Here is a 17,752-nt window from a genome sequence, read left to right as displayed (position 1 = left end):
AAACTTTTAAGGAGTTTCGCCTTCAGCATTTTCTTTGAAATAAAGCAATATTTTCACTCATCAGGCTTTGCAAAAATGACCCATACAGTGGTATAATGGAGAGAGAAATTTTTAGAATGGAAGCCGTTTAGGCGGTACTTATTTCAGGAAGGTATGAAATTTCAAACAGTACGATTAAGGAGGGGGATTTTGATGAGTGATCTGACCTTGTCAAAAAAATTTGCACTTATTTCTTTGAATGGAGTACAGGTAACAAAAACGCCGGAGATAGGGCCTTTAAGAGAACGCTGTATGGTAGCGTCTCAATTTTTTGATTTTATTCTGTCTGAAAAAATGGTGGAGGTTAATCACAAATATTTCTTTATCTACGATGCACCGGGGACGTTTCGTGAAAATGAGAAGCTGGTATATGATATGTTAGACGGAAAAGGCACCAACGGCCTTACCATTGCAGAATGGGTGAACCGGTTAGCAGCCATTCCACAGGATGCGTGTGCCGGGTGGGCTAAGAAACTCATCGATGAAATGGCCGGAGAAGGCCTTTTCGATATGATCCCTTCACTTTTGGAGTGCGACTTAAAGCGAAGGACAGCCGGGGGGAAAATCAGACAATACAGATCGTCCTATGGGGAATATCATGATATTACCGGGCAGATCGGAAAAGGAGCATCGGGCAGTGATGCAGCCACGGATGAAGTGATTTTTCTGATCTGGCTGTTAAAGCAAAGCGGTGACCTGCAAAATATCATCTCACCGGAAGCAGCGGATAAAGTGCTGGAACATGGCCTGGGGGAAAGTCTGTCCCGTGCTGCATGGAAAGAAGATACATCGCGGGAGAAAAGAGGTTTTCTATCTAAGAAGCCGGTCCCTCCCCAAAACGATTCCATATTCATAGAGACAGGAAAAATGTTCGCTGATGCCGGCGAACGCATTGCTGATGTAAAAAAATTCCTTGAGTCCAATGGTCATATCTGTCAGATAAAGACAACAGGAGAAATTCCTGTCGTTGAGATTGATAATGTGTTGTATGAATTGATTCCGGATGCAGTCCGGGTCCGTATCTTAAATGTTCATGGTGTCCGCCTGCGGAAAAGATAAATCCTCGTATTGGAAGGAATTTTTAATTGGAAATATAAGTGTTTATAAATCATAAATATTGAGCATAAATGAAAATAAGAGCATACGAGCCAGAAATTTGTATGCTCTTATTTTAATCTTTTTAAAAAATTATTTAAAAAAATTTCTTGACTTTGAGTTAACTCCAGGTATTACAATCAGTTCAGCAAAGAAAAAGGAGGTTTCAGCGTGGAGCTTAAACAGGGTATTACTGCGGTTGTGGCTGATATGATTGCAGAATTGATAAAAGCGGATAAGCTTGAAATTTGTTTGAGGCTTTATAAGAGGTATGTATCATGACTGTAAAAGAAGTAAGTAAAAGATGCTTTCCTATATGAGGAACATTATGATGATGTGTCGGGATACAGCGATCCGCATGAAAGTAAACATGATTTATTTACTCTTGGTCATACTTCAACATCAATCAGTCTTGCATGCGGTCTTGCAAAAGCAAGGGACTTAAAAGGTGAAAAAGAGAATATTATTGCAATTATTGGTGATGGGTCTTTAAGCGGCGGCGAAGCGTTGGAAGGGCTGGACTTTGCACCTGAATTAAATAGTAATTTGATCATCGTTGTCAATGACAATGATATGTCCATTGCAGAAAATCATGGCGGACTTTATAAAAATCTAAAACTGCTTCGTGATACAGACGGAAAAGCAGAATGTAATTTATTTAAAGCAATGGGGCTTGATTATCTTTTTGTGAAAGATGGAAATGACACCAGGCAGTTAATTGATGCATTTGAAAAGGTAAAGGACACCGATCATCCTGTTGTAGTGCATATCTGCACTCAAAAAGGAAAAGGATATCCTCCGGCTGAAGACAATAAGGAGAATTGGCATTATTGTATGCCGTTTGATGTTAAAACAGGTAAACCTTCTTATTCCTTTCATAGTGAAAATTATTATGATATGACAGCTGATTTTCTGCTGAAGAAGATGAAAGAAGATAAAACCGTAGTTGCCATCAGTTCTGCAACCCCAACGGTTCTGGGATTTACCGCTGATAGAAGGAAAGAAGCCGGGCAGCAGTTTGTTGATGTGGGAATTGCGGAAGAACACGCAGTTGCTCTTGCGTCAGGCATTGCAGCCAATGGAGGTAAACCTGTATACGGTGTATATAGTACATTTATACAGAGAACCTATGACCAGCTGTCCCAGGATCTGTGTATCAACAATAATCCGGCAACAATTATTGTATCTGAAGCCTCTGTATTTGGCATGAATGATGTCACTCATCTTGGTATCTTTGACATACCAATGATCTCTAACATTCCGAACATGGTGTACCTCGCCCCTGCTACGAAAGAGGAGTATTTTGCCGTGCTGGACTGGAGCATTTCTCAGAAACAGCATCCGGTTGCTATCCGTGTACCGGGCGGAAGTGTGAATTCCGGCGGAGAGCCTGCAACAAGGGATTTCGGTATCTTAAATAAATATCAGGTCACACAAAAAGGCAGCAAAGCAGCCATAATCGCACTGGGTACATTTTATACACTTGGAAAAAATGCTGCAAATGAAATTGCCGAAAAAACGGGTGTACAGCCGACGTTAATTAATCCTCTGTACATTACAGGCATGGATGAGCAGTTGCTGGAAGAGTTGAAAGCAAATCACGATGTGGTACTTACGATTGAGGACGGAATATTAGATGGTGGTTTTGGTGAAAAAATTGCAAGATTTTATGGAAATTCTGATGTGAAGGTTTTAAATTACGGGCTGAAAAAAGAATTTCTTGATAGATTCGATGTCAATGAGGTTCTTCACAACAATCGGTTGACTAAGGAACAGATCGCAGAAGACATCATGAGGTTTTTTTAAAACGGATCAATCAATGTGAGCAGAGAAATGTCATATCAAAATTGAGCCCTTTTTCAGAGGCCTACGCTAAAACAGGTCTGCTGATTCAAGGGCTCGAAATATATTATAAGCCGTACAGCACCTATCTCATTTTCTTTGCGGTAAAACAGGACAAAGTTGTTGTATACGAGTCTTAAAGGATCGGATGTACTGGTAGTCCATCATAAAACGAATCCGTTCTATCGATTAAAAATCTTTCAATCAGAAAATCTTCACACTTCCTTCGTCAAACGTATTGTATTTTGAATTGGAAAACCATAACATCTTTACATTATAAGAGAAATGAATGCATAAATATACTAAACACTTTTTCTTTTTAAGTTATTTGTATCATATTTGATGCTTATCTAACATATCCATTGACAACCTTCTAATTGATGATATAATAAAAAAAATTGAACTTTATTCATGTATCGTATTGATGGATTATTCTTGTAAAGTGGTGAGGTTGTACAATGAGCATAGAGTGTACAGTAGTAAAAGAAATTGATTATTATACAGAAAGTATTGAATTATTATTTCGGATTATTAATAAAAATACTTATCAGAATTTAAAAAATGATCTTCTAAAACGCACAGATGAAAAGAAGCATGCTAAGATTTGTTATCAGTTAGATAAGTTATTCTTTATCCAGGAAGATATTGAAAAGCATACAGATATGAACAATCCAAATATTAAATTTTATTTTACCAAATTCATATCGGAAAACATATGTATTGCAAAAATACTATATCAATGTATGAGGCATTCCATATTTTCCGGCAGTAAGAATGAACTAAAAAGTTTTATTAAACAATCATTGGATTCTATAAAAAATGATAATACCTTAGAGCTTTCATTTGATGATATAGATTTAAAGACTTCAGCTTATGAAAATGGTCAGATGGTTTCATTTACAGACAGAATTAGCAACCTGGAATGCGAACCAGCGCAAAAGTGGCAGTTATTGGAATTAATCGAACATTCCGGCAAGCACCTGGATATTCTTTATGAAATCCTTGATCAGACGGTTGCAGTATTAAAAAAACATGAAGAAACATTATTAGAATTAAAAGAAACAGCCACCAAGTATTGGGTGGAATATTTTCAACAACATAATTTTCATAAATTAATGAATAGTTTTTATAACATCAGTGAAGATAGTTATCCCAGTAAACCGACTTTCATTCGAACACAAATTATGTCTTGTAACCGGGTCATTTTTTATGGCAATGATGAAAATATGGGAGATTACCATATATTAGATGTGGGAATATTGTTCGACTGCAATTATCAAGTTACAAAAAGACAATTGACAAATCAGGAATTGAGCAATGGATTAAAGCTATTATCTGATCCTAGTAAATTTGAGATTTTACGGTTTATTCGGAACCACAAAGCATATGGACAGGAAATTGCTGCAGAACTGAAGCTTACTACTGCTACTATTTCCCATCATATGAATACACTTATGAAGATGGGTCTTATTAATATAGAAAAATCAGATAATAAAGTTTATTATCAAATGAACAAGGAGGCTGTCAATTATTTATTAGAAGTTACGAAAAACAAATTATTGGAGGATTAAAATGAAGTTTAAAGAAATGCCCTATCAAAGAGTAGATTTAGAAGAAAAAAAGGTTCAGTTCGAAGAGCTTATGAAAGAATTTGCATATGCAAAAAGTGGTGAAGCCCAGTTCGAGGTTCATAAAAAGTATTATAAATTCAAAGATGAAATTGATACAATGATCACAATTGCAAAAATCAGACATGATATTGATACGACAGATGATTTCTATGAAGAAGAACAAAATTATTATGATGAAACAGAGCCTGAACTTATTGATATGAATGTAATATATGCACGGCAGATGTATGAATCTCCATATAGAACATATTTAGAAGAAAAGATAGGAGCTGTAGCATTTAAGAATATTCAACTTAATATAAGATCTTTTGATAAAAAGCTGATACCGCTTAAGCAGGAAGAAAATGTCCTGACAACTGCATACGATAAGCTGATCGCCAGTGCAGAAATCGACTGGGAGGGGGAAACACTGAACCTTTCGTTATTAAGAAAATATTTAACCCATAAGGATAAAGAAGTACGGCAAAAAGCATATACAAAATACTGTGCCTTTTTTGAAGCGAACGGTGAGGAACTTGATTCCATCTATGATAAGCTAGTGAAAAATCGTACAAAACAGGCGCAGGAATTAGGTCATGATAATTTCGTAGAATTAGGGTATGATCGTGTAAAGAGAAATTGCTATGGCAAAGATATGGTAGAAAATTTCAGAAAACAAGTAAAGGAATATTTTGTGCCATTTGCAGAAAAGCTTCACGAAAGAAGAAAAAATCGGTTAGGTCTGGAAAAATTATCTTGTATAGATGAAGGTGTTTTCTTTGCAGATGGTAATCCGGAGCCAATTGGTACTCCGGAAGAAATTATGGCTTGTGCACGGAACATGTATGGGGAACTTTCCAAAGAAACAAAGGAATTTTTTGATTTTATGTCTGAAAATGAATTGTTTGATGTGTTGGGCAGAAAGAAAAAACGGGCGGGGGGATACATGACCTACCTTCCTGATTATAACTCCCCCTTCATTTTTGCAAATTTTAATGGAACGAGCAAAGATATCAACGTAATTACTCACGAATGCGGTCACGCTTTCCAAGGTTATCTCTCTGGAAAGGATCCAATCAAAGAACATGCTGATATCACGATGGAAACAGCAGAGATTCACTCCATGTCAATGGAATTTTTTACTGAACCCTGGATGAATAAATTTTTTGGGAACCGAACAGATGATTACCTTTCTATGCATCTGGAAGACGCTGCCATATTTATTCCCTATGGATGTATGGTAGATGAATTCCAGCACATTGTATATGAAAATCCTCATATGACTCCGGCGGAAAGGCATAATGCCTGGAAGCAGTTAGAAAAGGAGTATCGGCCGCATTTGGATTATACGGGATTTCCATACTTTGAAAAAGGGGGATTTTGGCAAAAGCAGCCTCACATCTATGATGATCCCTTCTATTATATTGATTACTGTATTGCCCAGATTTGCGCATTCCAGTACAAAATAAGAATGGATGAAAATTACCGGGAAGCCTGGGACAGCTACTTAAAGCTTTGTACTTTATCAGCCAGTGATTTCTTTACTAATATGCTGAAAGAAGCAGGGTTAGCCAGTCCGTTTGAAGATGGATGTGTGAAGAGAATCGTTGAGAAACTGGAAACATTATATATTACCATATCATAACCGTATAGTATACGAAAAGCTGTCAGCTGATCGTTAAATCTATAAAAAAATTTAAGGAGGGCCAGGATGAAAAAAAATAATAGATATGATTCCTTTCCATAGGCGCTTACAAAGCAATGTGGTAATACAAAAGTTTTGTATCTATGTATAAAAATTCAAGTGAAAGGGATGGATATCAATGAAATTAAGAAAGTTTTTTAGTATGTTAATCGTATCAGGACTGGTTGCATCCAGTTTAGCCGGATGCAGCGGTTCTGCTGGTAAATCTGCAGGCGGGGATACTGCAGGTACTCAAAAAACATCACAGAATGAAAAAAAAGGACCGAACGGAGAGACACTTGCATCAGAACAGATTGCACATGGCCAGCAATTTCATGTCGTTACATTTGATACCGCGCAGGTTGGAGATTCTGAGTCAGGTTCGTTTTTTTTAGCAACTTGCGAAGGTTTATTCAGAGAGAATAATGGTGTTCTGGAAAATGCAGGATGTGAAAATTATGAAATTTCAGAAGATGGTCTTACATATACGTTTCATTTAAGAAAAAATAAATGGTCGGATGGGGCAGAAGTAGTTGCCAGCCAGTATAAAGATGCTGTAGAAAGAGTGTTGAACGCAGATTTAGCGTGTCAATATGCTTTTTTTGCATTTCCGATTAAAAATGCGGAGAACTATTACAATGGGAAATGTGGTTTTGATGAAGTAGGTGTAGAAGCTGTTGATGATTATACTTTAAAATTTACGCTTGAAGCACCAGAGCCTTATTTTGTTGACAAATTAGCTTATACAATGTTTGATCCAATCCGTGTAGATAATATTGAAAAATACGGTGATACATACGGTACGGATGCAATGCAGACCTTATCCTGCGGACCATATATGGTACAGGAATATACAGCTAACCAAAGTACAGTTTTTGTAAAAAATCCAGAGTATTGGGATGCAGAAAATATTGCCTTAGAGGAAATTGATTTACAGCAGGTGGATGAAACCGCTACCCAGTTCCAGTTATTTGAAGCAGGTCAATTAGATTTTGTAGCAGCTTCCGGTGATTATTTAAAACAATGGGATCAGGCAGCAAGTGAAGGCAAATGCCAGCTTTATACGGCTGGGGATGTTACTTCACAATTTATTGCATTTAATACAAAAGAATCATGTCCCAGCGGTTTAATGCAGAATGCAAAAGTAAGAAAAGCAATAGCTTATACATTAGACAGCCAGACATTTATTGATTCTGTTTATAATAGCAGATATACCGCAGCTTATGGCCTTGTAACACCAAATATTAAAGTTGGGGATAAAGAATATCGTACAGAAGTAGCAGAACCGATTAAAGAAGAATATAACGAATATGCCAATAATCCGGAAAAATTACAGGCGTTATTTCATGAAGGATTAAAAGAACTTGGAAAAGATACAGATGATTTAGGCACGATTACGATCCAATTCTTAGGCTATGGCGAATCAACAATAGAAAAAGACATTGAGCAATATGTAGTACAACGGATACAAGATAATTTAGGCATTAAGGTAGATCTTAATATTGTAGGCGACTTTGGACTTGCACATGCAGCACAGCTTGCTGGTGAATTTGACTTATGTATGCAGCTATGGGGAGCAGATTATAATGATCCTATGTCATTTATTGATGTCTTTAGAACCGGAGGAACAAGTAATTATGGTAAATATTCAAGTGAAAAATATGACCAAATCCTTGATCAGCTGGCAGCAGAACAAGATAATAATAAGCGCATGGAGCTATATGGTGAAGCAGAAAATATCTTAATCAAAGAGGACGCAGCAATCAAACCTCTTCTTTATCGTGATAAACATAGTTATATTAATAATCGTCTTCACGGTTTTCAATATCCTGTTTTTGGCGGAAAGTATGAATTCAGATATGCTTGTATTGTGGAAGAATAAATAGACTTAATGGTTATACCACATAGCGCATCGGCAAAATCCGATGTGCTTTTGGTATACTTTATAGATTAGGGAGAGAATGAATATGGCAAAATACATCGTCCGAAGAGTATTGGAAATGCTTATTACCTTGTATTTGATTGTGACAGCTACTTTCTTCCTGCTGGCAGCAATCCCTGGAAATGCACTGACTTCAAAGATCGCCAAATTACCACAAACGGTGCAAACAAAGATTATAGAAAAATACGGATATGATAAGCCTGTCGTTCAGCGATATGTGATTACCATGAAGGGGCTGATTGTAAAGGGTGACTTTGGAGAATCGATTATCAGACCAGGCGAAACATTTATTAAAAATCTAAAGGCGAAGCTTCCGGTGACGGTCAGGCTTAGTATTCAGCAGATTTTATTAGGTGTGACTGCAGGTATTTTATTGGGTATAATAGCAGCTATGAAGAGAGGAAGTTTCTGGGATAAGCTCATATTAGTCGGAGCTATGATTTTAGTATCCCTGCCTTCGCTGGTTATATCACTTCTGCTTCAAAAATACTGTGCAAATGGAGAGTTACTGAAGCTGCCTATTATTGGATGGCCGAAAGGAAAAGAATTGTGGTTTGGGGGCTGGAAATATACGATCCTTCCAACCATTGCCGGTTCCTGCAGTTTCATCGCCTATTATTCAAGACTGACAAAAACGAGTATGCTGGAAAGCATTAACCAGGAATATACCCTTACAGCAAGAGCAAAAGGACTTTCTGAAATGCAGATTGTGAAAAATCATGTTGTACGTAATTCATTTATTCCTATTATCACCGTACTGCCTACAACTGTGGCAAGTATTCTGACGGGTTCTCTGTTCATAGAGCGCGTTTTCTCCATTCCCGGAATGGGACGATATTATATAGAAGCTGTTCAGGGAAGAGATATTCCGATTGTCCTGGCAGGAACAACATTTTATGCCATTGTTACGGTTATAACAATGTTGATAACAGATATTTTATATGTTATTGTCGATCCGCGTATTAAAATCGGTACCGGGAAATAACGGAAAGGAGAAATAGAATGAATTCATTGGCAGATAAAAGATTTGAACTCGCTGACCAGTCTAAGTTTAATGCTGATGAGGTTGTCAGGCCTAATATCAGTTACTGGCAGGATGCATGGCGGAGATTAAAGAAAAATAAATTAGCCATGTTATCAATGGCTGTACTCATGATTCTTTTTATTATGTCTATGATTGGACCTGGCTTAAGTGGTCAAAATTATACAACCTTAATGCCGGAAATTAAAAATTTGACGCCGAGTCGTACATATTGGCTGGGGACTGATTATTTAGGAAGAGACCTATTTTCCCGTTTATGGAAAGGTTTAAGATTTTCGATTATTGTTGCTATGGTTGCAGCAAGCCTTAAAGTGATTATAGGTTGTATTTACGGAGCTGTTATGGCATACATGGGCGGTTTTGCAGATGACATCATGATGCGTATTGTAGAGGTATTAAATAGTATTCCTTATCTTATCGTTACTTTAATCATTTTAGTTGTATTAGGAAATGGTTATCTCCCTTTATTATTTGCATTATGTATCACTAACTGGACAAGTACAGCACGAATGGTAAGAGGTCAGATTCTTAAGCTTAGAGAAAGTGAATACATTATGGCATCAGCGGCTTTAGGAGCATCTTCCGGAAGAGTAATTGTTAAACATTTAATCCCTAATACGTTAAGTTTATTAATTCTGGATCTGGCCACATCGATTCCTTATATTATTTTTGACGAAACCGTACTTTCTTTTTTAGGGATCGGTCTTCAGCCACCTGCTTTTAGTTTGGGAACATTACTTTCAGCAGGTCAGGAGGCTATGGCATTTTATCCTGCCCATTTATTATATCCTAGTTTACTTTTATGTTTACTTGTATTAGCATTTAATATTTTAGGTGACGGTCTGAGGGATGCGCTTGACCCACAGCTTAGAGACTAGGAGGAAATCATTATGAGTCAGGAACCCTTATTAAAAGTTGAAGATTTAAAAGTTTCTTTTCATACCTATGCAGGAGAAGTACAGGCTGTGAGAGGCGTTTCTTTTGAGGTAAAAGCAGGTGAAGTATTAGCTGTTATTGGTGAATCAGGCTGTGGTAAAAGTGTAACTTCCAGAGCTATTATGTCTCTTGTGAAAGCTCCCCAGGGTGAAATCAAAAAGGGCAGTAAGATTATCTATGAGGGAAAGAACGTATTAGAAATGAGTAAAAGAGAGCTAAGAGCCTTTCGAGGTGGTGAATGCTCTATGATTTTTCAGGATGCTTTGGTTTCTTTAAACCCAACCATGAAAATCGGAAAACAGATTATTGAAAATATTGTCCAGCATAGACAGACGAACAGAAAAGAAGCCAGACAAGAGGCCATTAAATTATTAGAAGCAGTAGGTATTCCTAACCCGGACAAGAGGATTGACCAATATCCATTTGAATTTTCAGGTGGTATGAGGCAAAGGGCAATGATTGCTATTGCTATTGCCTGTGATCCTAAGATACTGATTGCAGATGAGCCAACTACAGCACTTGATGTAACGATTCAGGCACAAATTATGGAGCTTATTAAGAGTCTTAAAGATAAATTAAATACTGCTGTTATCTTAATTACTCATGATTTTGGTGTTGTAGCAGGTTCAGCGAATAAAGTTGCTGTTATGTATGCAGGACAGGTCGTTGAAAGCGGAACAAGAGAAGAAATTTTCTATAATCCGCAGCACCCATACACGTTAGCGCTTCTTGGCAGTGTGCCCAAATTAGAGTGGAAAAACAAACAGCTTTTGCAAACAATTAAAGGAACTCCACCAGACCTTATTTCTCCCCCAAAAGGCTGTGCATTTGCGAAACGCTGTAATTATTGTATGAATGTCTGCTTAGAAGAAATGCCTGAAATAACTGATTTTGAAGCTGGTCATCATACGAGCTGCTGGTTACATCATAAGGAAGTACCAGCGTCTATTAAAAATATGTTTCTTGATGACAGAAAGATAATAACTGTGAATGAAAATGACTTTGCGGCAGCTGGGGGTGAGAAAAATGAGTAGTCATGATATTTTAGAAGTGAAACATTTAAAGAAATATTTTAAAGTTGGAAAACATGATGTTCTAAAAGCCGTAGATGATGTTTCTTTTCGTATAAAAGAAGGGGAAACATTAGGTCTTGTCGGTGAATCCGGCTGTGGAAAAACGACCTGTGGCCGTACTGCTGTGGGCATGTATCGTGCAACGGAAGGGGAAGTATACTATAAAGGGCAAAATGTACATAAACTAAGGGGAAAAGAAAAAAAGGCTTTTAACAAAGAAGTTCAAATTATTTTTCAGGATCCTTATGCTTCTTTAGACCCCAGAATGACAGTTGCAGAGATTATTGGTGAGGGTATTGAAATTCATGGTCTGGCTAAAACAAAGCAGGAAAAAGAAGAAAAAATTGCTCATCTGCTGGAATTAGTTGGTTTGAATAAAGAGCATGCGAACCGTTTTATCCATGAGTTTTCAGGCGGGCAGAGGCAGAGGATCGGGATTGCAAGAGCACTTGCTGTTGAACCTAAATTTATTATGTGTGATGAGCCTATTTCAGCATTAGATGTATCCATTCAGGCACAAATTGCTAATATGCTAATTAAATTTCAAAAAGAAATGAAACTGACTTATTTATTTATTGCTCATGATTTAGCAATGGTGAAACATATTTCTGACCGTATCGCTGTCATGTATTTAGGGTCTGTTGTAGAACTTGCAGAATCAGAAATTCTTTATCAGCATCCGTTTCATCCTTATACGGAAGCATTAATGTCAGCTATTCCAATTGCTGATCCTAAAATTGAAGATTCCAGACAAAGAATTATGCTGGAAGGTGATGTTCCAAGTCCCATTAACACACCGCCAGGATGTAAGTTCCAGGGCAGATGCCGGAAAGTAACAGATCAATGTAGATGCGTAGTACCAAAATTGACAGAAGTGGAACAGGGTCATTATGTTGCCTGCCACTTATTTAATAAATAGGTTGAATATTATGGAACGTTTAAAAACTGCCGGAGTAGATTTTTTTAAATGTCTGAAGTACAGTAGTTTTGTAAGCATTATCTTGGTGCTGGTAAGTGGTGCGTGTAGTCTTGCTATCTCAAAAGGAAATTTGATAACTACTCTGGAAAGCATAAAAGCAGTTTTATTTGCAGCCGGAAGTATAGGACTTATGATAGGTGCTGTATCTATCTTAAAAAAAGACAGGCAAAAAGAAAAAGACTGGTTAGAGTGGAAAAAGAGATTTAAAATTTTTTCTTATCGAGTAACAATTATTATAATGAGTATCATTATATTACTATATGGTTGTATAGCAGATGAGATATTATTTATGCTAAACCATTAATTACTCGGATCAGGGTTATTACATCAAAAATAGAAAGGCTTAAGTTATCCATTTGTTTAAATTAATAAAAGGAGCTTCTACGGCATGGTCGATATGTTACAAAAGCTCCTTTTATCAATTGAAAAAGTTAAAACTTAATTCTTTTCTCCAACAACGAAATCCCCTGATACAAAATCGCCGAAACAATACATAGGATTACGATGCTCATCACCACCAAATCCATCTGAAACACCTGGCTTCCGTAGATGATCAGGTATCCAAGCCCCTTGTTGGCAGCCAGGAATTCTCCGATGATCACACCGACCAGGCACAGACCGATATTAACCTTCATATTGCTGATGATGAGCGGTACGGAGCTGGGGAGCAGCACCTTTAAAAGTACATCCCTTTTCCTCCCCCCCAGAGAGTAGATCAATTTAATCATATCCGGGTCAGTCTGGGAAAAGCCGGTATGGAGCGTCATAATACAGCCGAAAACTGCTACGGAAACAGATGCAACAATAATGGTCTTAATGTTGTTGCCCAGCCATACAATTAAAATAGGAGCAAGGGCGGATTTTGGCAGGCTGTTTAACATGACCAGGTAAGGCTCCAGCACTTCCGTTACGCTGCGGCTGGACCATAAAAGGATGGCAATGAGCAGACCCGAGGTGATGACCAGGGCAAAGCTTACCAGTGTTTCCATCACCGTCACACCGATGTGCAGGAAAATGCTTTTGTCCCTTACCATGTTAAGGAAACAGACTGTTATGCGGGTGGGGGAACTGAATATAAAATCATTGATGATGCCGAGCCTTGCGCATAGCTCCCATAGGGACAGAAGAAGTACCAGGAGCATAAAGCGGCATACCCGTACATTACGGCGGTGCAGCATTTCCTTTTGAATAAATTCCTGTTGGGCTAAAGTGGGATGTGTCTCAATCATGATTCTGAAGCTCCTTCCATACCTGATTAAAGAAGACGGAAAATTCCGGCATATTCCGCCGCGTCAGGGGCCGCGTATCGCCTTCACCAAAGGAAATTGGTATGATGGCCTTCATTCTGCCTGGCCTGTTTGTCAGTACGATAACCCTGTCAGCCACACTGATGGCTTCGGAGAGGTCATGAGTAATGAGAATTGCGGTTTTGTGAGTGCTTTTTATAATGGAGCTGATGTCATCACAGACGGAAAGCCTGGTCTGATAGTCCAGAGCGGAAAATGGTTCGTCTAATAAAAGAAGGTCCGGTTCCAGGGCAAGGGTACGGACCAGTGCCGCACGCTGACGCATGCCTCCGGACAGTTCGGACGGTCTCGCGTGCTCAAAGCTTCCAAGGCCGTAAGTATGAAGCATCTGAAGCAGCTTCTCTCTGGAACTGCTGTCTAATTTCTTCTGGATTTCCAGTCCCAGCTCGGCATTTCCCATTATGGTACGCCATTCAAAAAGGTGATCCCTCTGCAGCATGTAACCGGTAGTGATCCCGGATTCTGCCTGTGGAACACCGTCAATGTAAATTTCTCCTTCGTCAGGTGTTAGCAATCCGCTAAGAAGGGACAGCAGGGTTGATTTCCCACAGCCGGATGGCCCGACAATCGCAAGGAATTCCCCGTTATCTGCAGTAAAAGATATATTGGAAAGGGCCAGAGTCTCACCCTCAAGGGAATGATAGGAGTAGCTGACCCCGCGAACTTCCAGTTTTGGCTTCATGGGTCCTCCTTATTTGACAGATTTAATCTGATATAGTGTTATAATATGTACAAAGAAAAGGAGTGTGAAGAACCTCGCCGGTCTGATCTGACACCCGGAAAGAGGGAAAGTGAACGGAAATGGCGGAATATAAGGAGTAAAAGCTGGTAAAATAAGAAAAAACCCTTGCAATAAAGAAAAAACAGTGCTATACTGTCTAAGATAACATGACAGTTTGGCTGATAAAGAGTGGGCGTAAGTCCACTCTTTCCATTTGTTTGGAAAGGTGGGAGGAATATGACAAAAAGAGAAGAGTATGAGGCGAAAACAGAAAGCTTTTTGATGCCGCTTATGGAAGAAAACAATTTTGAACTGGTTGACGTGGAATATGTAAAGGAAGCGGGCAGCTGGTATCTGCGGGCCTATATAGATAAAGAAGGCGGAATTACGGTAGATGACTGTGAAATCATAAGCCGCAGGCTGGGAGAATGGCTGGATGAAAAGGATTTTATCGCAGACAGCTACATTCTGGAGGTCAGCTCCCCGGGGCTTGGAAGGCCTCTTAAAAAAGAAAAAGATTTTAAGAGAAGCATTGGAAAAGATGTGGATATTAAGTTATATAAGCCCTTAAACAAACAGAAGGATTATACAGGAACGCTTACAGCCTATGACAGGGAAACTGTGACCATTACCCAGGAAGACGGAACTGAGCTCGTGTTGAACCGCCCGGAAATCGCATTGATCCGGCTGGCATTTGATTTCTAAACAGTAAGAGATATTAGGAGGATAAAAAAATGAATAAGGAACTGTTAGAAGCACTGAATATTCTGGAAAAGGAGAATAATATCAGCAAGGATACCCTGTTAGAGGCGATCGAAAATTCTCTCCTTACGGCGTGCAAGAACCATTTCGGAAAAGCGGACAATATCAAGGTCAGCATCAATCGTGACACCTGTGATTTTAATGTTTTTGCGGAAAAAGAAGTGGTTGAAACAGTTGAAGATCCTCTGCTTCAGATCAGCCTGGCAGAGGCGAAGATGGCAGATCCGAAATACGACGTCGGTGATATCATCCATTATCCTATAGACTCCAAAAAGTTCGGAAGAATTGCGACACAGAATGCAAAGAACGTGATTCTGCAGAAAATCCGTGAAGAAGGCAGAAAATCCCTTTTCAACGACTGGTACTGCCAGGAGCGGGAAGTTGTCACAGGAATTGTACAGAGATATTTAGGCAGAAATGTAAGCATCAATCTGGGAAAAGTAGATGCGATCCTTAATGAGACCGAGATGGTAAAGGGCGAGATGTTCAAACCGACCGAGAGGATCAAGGTTTTCGTTCTGGAAGTAAAGGATACCCCAAAAGGGCCAAGAATTTCTGTTTCCAGAACCCATCCGGACCTTGTAAAGCGCCTTTTTGAATCCGAGGTCGCAGAAGTAAAAGACGGAACGGTAGAAATCAAGGCCATTGCAAGAGAGGCCGGCTCCAGAACAAAGATCGCGGTAAAATCCAATGATTCCAATGTGGACCCGGTCGGTGCATGCGTAGGTTTAAACGGTGCCAGGGTGAATTCCATTGTCAATGAGTTAAGAGGTGAAAAAATCGATATCATTAACTGGGATGATAATCCGGCTTACTTAATTGAGAATGCATTAAGCCCGGCAAAGGTAATCTGTGTTGTAGCAGATGAGGAGTCAAAAGAAGCACAGGTCATCGTTCCGGATTACCAGTTATCACTGGCAATCGGCAAGGAAGGCCAGAATGCAAGGCTTGCAGCAAGGCTTACCGGTTATAAGATCGACATTAAGAGCGAGACACAGGCAAGAGAACTGGGACTTTTTGAGGAATTGGGACTTGATTATCAGGATGGAAACGCCGGATATGAAGATTACGGAAACGGAGGTTACGGTAACGAATACCAGGAAGGCGGCGACAGCGGGACACAGGACTACCAGGAAGAGTATCAGAACGGCTGCCAGGATGACGGCCTGGACGGTAATTACCAGGAATAAAGAAAACAGGAAGTGATGGAAACGTGAGTACAAAGAAAATACCCCTCAGACAGTGCATCGGCTGTGGTGAGATGAAGAATAAAAAAGAGATGATTCGTGTGCTGAAGACCTCGGAGGATGAAATCATTCTTGATGCAACCGGACGGAAAAACGGACGCGGAGCTTACCTCTGTCCTTCGATGGATTGTTTTAAGAAGGCGGTTAAGAGCAAGGGGCTTGAGCGTTCCTTCAAGATGGCAATTCCGAAAGAAGTATACGAAACACTGGAAAAGGAGATGGAGCAGTTTGGATAACAAACAGAAGATCCTGGGTCTGATTGGCCTGGCCACAAAAGCCGGAAAGACTGCAAGCGGAGAGTTTATGACAGAAAAGTCCATTAAGACCGGGAAGGCATTTCTGGTGATCGTTTCTGAGGAGGCCTCGGATAATACCAGAAAGATGTTTACCAATATGTGTACTTACTATAAGGTTCCACTCTACTTCTTCGCAAGTAAGGATGAACTGGGCCACGCTATGGGCAGGGAGATGAGGGCGTCTCTCGCTATCGTGGATAATGGGTTTGCAAAGGCAGTCGTGAAACTAATGAATACAAAGGCCGATAGTGATTGTGAAAAAGAGCCTTCACATCTACCGGTATGTGCTGTAGAGCGTGCACAGAATGGAGGAAAGCATGAGAGTATATGATCTGGCAAAAGAACTGGGAAAAGACAGTAGCAAGGAAATACTGGATATCTTGGAGAAACATAATATAAATTTAAAAAGTTCTTCCAATATTACGGATGAACAGGCATCGATCGTAAAAAAAGAAGTAGGCGGCCATAACAGGGGAACCTCTGCGGCACGTTCCGACGCACCGGATGGAGATGAGACCGACGCGCCGAAGAAAAAGATTGCAGCGGTATTCCGGCCGCAGAACGCACAGATGAAGCCTCAGGGCCAGCATCCCCAGAGCGGTGCAAGACCGGCTCAGGGACAAAAGGGAAGAGACGGAAGGCCGCAGCAGAGCCGCGACGGAAGAGACGGAAGAACATCCCAGACTCCCGGCCAGAGTGGCGCACCCAGAGACAATGCTGCCAGAAACCAGCAGGTGACAGAGCAGTCCGTATCGGCAGCAGCTGAACTTGTAAGGGAACAGAATCCGCACAGCCGTGATGGCGGAAGACCGCAGGGCCAGGGAGGTTATCAGGGAAACCGCGATAACCGCGGAAACAGGCCTCAGGGAAGCTATCAGGGGAACCGAGACGGAAGGCCGCAGGGCCAGGGAGGTTACCAGGGAAACCGTGACGGAAGACCGCAGGGCCAGGGAGGTTACCAGGGAAACCGGGACGGAAGGCCCCAGGGCCAGGGAGGCTATCAGGGAAACCGAGACGGAAGGCCCCAGGGCCAGGGAGGCTACCAGGGAAACCGTGACGGAAGACCGCAGGGCCAGGGAGGCTATCAGGGAAACCGTGACGGAAGACCGCAGGGCCAGGGAGGCTATCAGGGAAACCGTGACGGAAGACCGCAGGGCCAGGGAGGCTATCAGGGAAA

Annotated in this window: 16 protein-coding genes and 1 pseudogene; 15 read left to right on the top strand and 2 right to left on the bottom strand. The window is 40.2% G+C overall.

What is annotated here, in order from left to right:
- The first annotated feature begins 192 nt into the window (after positions 1-192).
- From BQ9856_RS00330 to BQ9856_RS00285, 10 genes and pseudogenes are all read left to right on the top strand, one after another.
- Positions 193-1,098: a hypothetical protein gene (locus BQ9856_RS00330; RefSeq protein ID WP_077609217.1), complete on the top strand. Its 906-nt coding sequence runs from the start codon at positions 193-195 to the stop codon at positions 1,096-1,098.
- Positions 1,099-1,434: 336 nt separating this feature from the next.
- Positions 1,435-2,940, top strand: a pseudogene (locus BQ9856_RS00325) (1-deoxy-D-xylulose-5-phosphate synthase); the annotation flags it as partial.
- Positions 2,941-3,434: 494 nt separating this feature from the next.
- A complete protein-coding gene (locus BQ9856_RS00320; RefSeq protein WP_077609215.1) occupies positions 3,435-4,547 on the top strand; it encodes an ArsR/SmtB family transcription factor in 1,113 nt (370 codons plus the stop codon).
- Position 4,548: 1 nt separating this feature from the next.
- Entirely contained in the window at positions 4,549-6,231 is a 1,683-nt protein-coding gene (locus tag BQ9856_RS00315) for a M3 family oligoendopeptidase (RefSeq protein ID WP_077609214.1), read from the top strand.
- 178 nt (positions 6,232-6,409) lie between these two features.
- Positions 6,410-8,152 carry a peptide ABC transporter substrate-binding protein gene (locus BQ9856_RS00310; RefSeq protein WP_077609213.1) on the top strand — a complete coding sequence of 581 codons (1,743 nt, stop codon included), beginning with the start codon at positions 6,410-6,412 and terminating at the stop codon, positions 8,150-8,152.
- Between the two features lie 85 nt (positions 8,153-8,237).
- Positions 8,238-9,197 (top strand): ABC transporter permease, encoded by a 960-nt coding sequence (locus BQ9856_RS00305; protein WP_077609212.1) that lies wholly within the window; start codon positions 8,238-8,240, stop codon positions 9,195-9,197.
- Positions 9,198-9,214: 17 nt separating this feature from the next.
- Positions 9,215-10,132, top strand: coding sequence for an ABC transporter permease (locus BQ9856_RS00300; RefSeq protein WP_077609211.1), 918 nt, complete (start codon positions 9,215-9,217; stop codon positions 10,130-10,132).
- Between the two features lie 12 nt (positions 10,133-10,144).
- Positions 10,145-11,224, top strand: a complete 1,080-nt coding sequence (locus BQ9856_RS00295) for an ABC transporter ATP-binding protein (RefSeq protein WP_077609210.1) — start codon at positions 10,145-10,147, stop codon at positions 11,222-11,224.
- Positions 11,217-12,182, top strand: coding sequence for an ABC transporter ATP-binding protein (locus BQ9856_RS00290; RefSeq protein WP_235839084.1), 966 nt, complete (start codon positions 11,217-11,219; stop codon positions 12,180-12,182). Before BQ9856_RS00295 ends, BQ9856_RS00290 begins: the two co-directional genes overlap by 8 nt.
- A 10-nt stretch (positions 12,183-12,192) precedes the next feature.
- A complete protein-coding gene (locus tag BQ9856_RS00285) occupies positions 12,193-12,546 on the top strand; it encodes a hypothetical protein (protein ID WP_139348621.1) in 354 nt (117 codons plus the stop codon).
- Positions 12,547-12,673: 127 nt separating this feature from the next.
- Here the strand turns inward: BQ9856_RS00285 and BQ9856_RS00280 are convergent, their stop codons facing one another.
- Together BQ9856_RS00280 and BQ9856_RS00275 are read right to left on the bottom strand one after the other, a co-directional pair.
- Complete coding sequence (locus BQ9856_RS00280) at positions 12,674-13,471, bottom strand: ABC transporter permease (RefSeq protein ID WP_200801228.1); 798 nt, start codon at positions 13,469-13,471, stop codon at positions 12,674-12,676.
- Entirely contained in the window at positions 13,464-14,231 is a 768-nt protein-coding gene (locus BQ9856_RS00275; protein WP_077609208.1) for an ABC transporter ATP-binding protein, read from the bottom strand. Before BQ9856_RS00275 ends, BQ9856_RS00280 begins: the two co-directional genes overlap by 8 nt.
- Before the next feature lie 276 nt (positions 14,232-14,507).
- Between BQ9856_RS00275 and rimP the strand changes: the two genes are divergently transcribed.
- From rimP to BQ9856_RS00250, 5 genes are all read left to right on the top strand, one after another.
- Positions 14,508-14,975, top strand: a complete 468-nt coding sequence (gene rimP / locus BQ9856_RS00270; RefSeq protein ID WP_077609207.1) for a ribosome maturation factor RimP — start codon at positions 14,508-14,510, stop codon at positions 14,973-14,975.
- Between the two features lie 29 nt (positions 14,976-15,004).
- On the top strand, positions 15,005-16,222 hold the full coding sequence (gene nusA, locus BQ9856_RS00265) for a transcription termination factor NusA (RefSeq protein WP_077609206.1): 1,218 nt from the start codon (positions 15,005-15,007) through the stop codon (positions 16,220-16,222).
- Positions 16,223-16,245: 23 nt separating this feature from the next.
- On the top strand, positions 16,246-16,515 hold the full coding sequence (gene rnpM, locus BQ9856_RS00260) for an RNase P modulator RnpM (RefSeq protein ID WP_077609205.1): 270 nt from the start codon (positions 16,246-16,248) through the stop codon (positions 16,513-16,515).
- Positions 16,508-16,906, top strand: coding sequence for a ribosomal L7Ae/L30e/S12e/Gadd45 family protein (locus BQ9856_RS00255; protein WP_077609204.1), 399 nt, complete (start codon positions 16,508-16,510; stop codon positions 16,904-16,906). The genes rnpM and BQ9856_RS00255 overlap by 8 nt, the downstream gene beginning before the upstream one ends.
- Positions 16,893-17,752: translation initiation factor IF-2 N-terminal domain-containing protein (locus BQ9856_RS00250; RefSeq protein ID WP_200801227.1), on the top strand; the 860-nt coding region annotated here is incomplete at its 3' end. The genes BQ9856_RS00255 and BQ9856_RS00250, both read left to right, overlap by 14 nt.

Source organism: Clostridium sp. Marseille-P2415, assembly GCF_900155545.1.
Classification (GTDB): domain Bacteria; phylum Bacillota; class Clostridia; order Lachnospirales; family Lachnospiraceae; genus Lacrimispora.
This window is presented reverse-complemented; position numbering and strand designations above follow the sequence as displayed.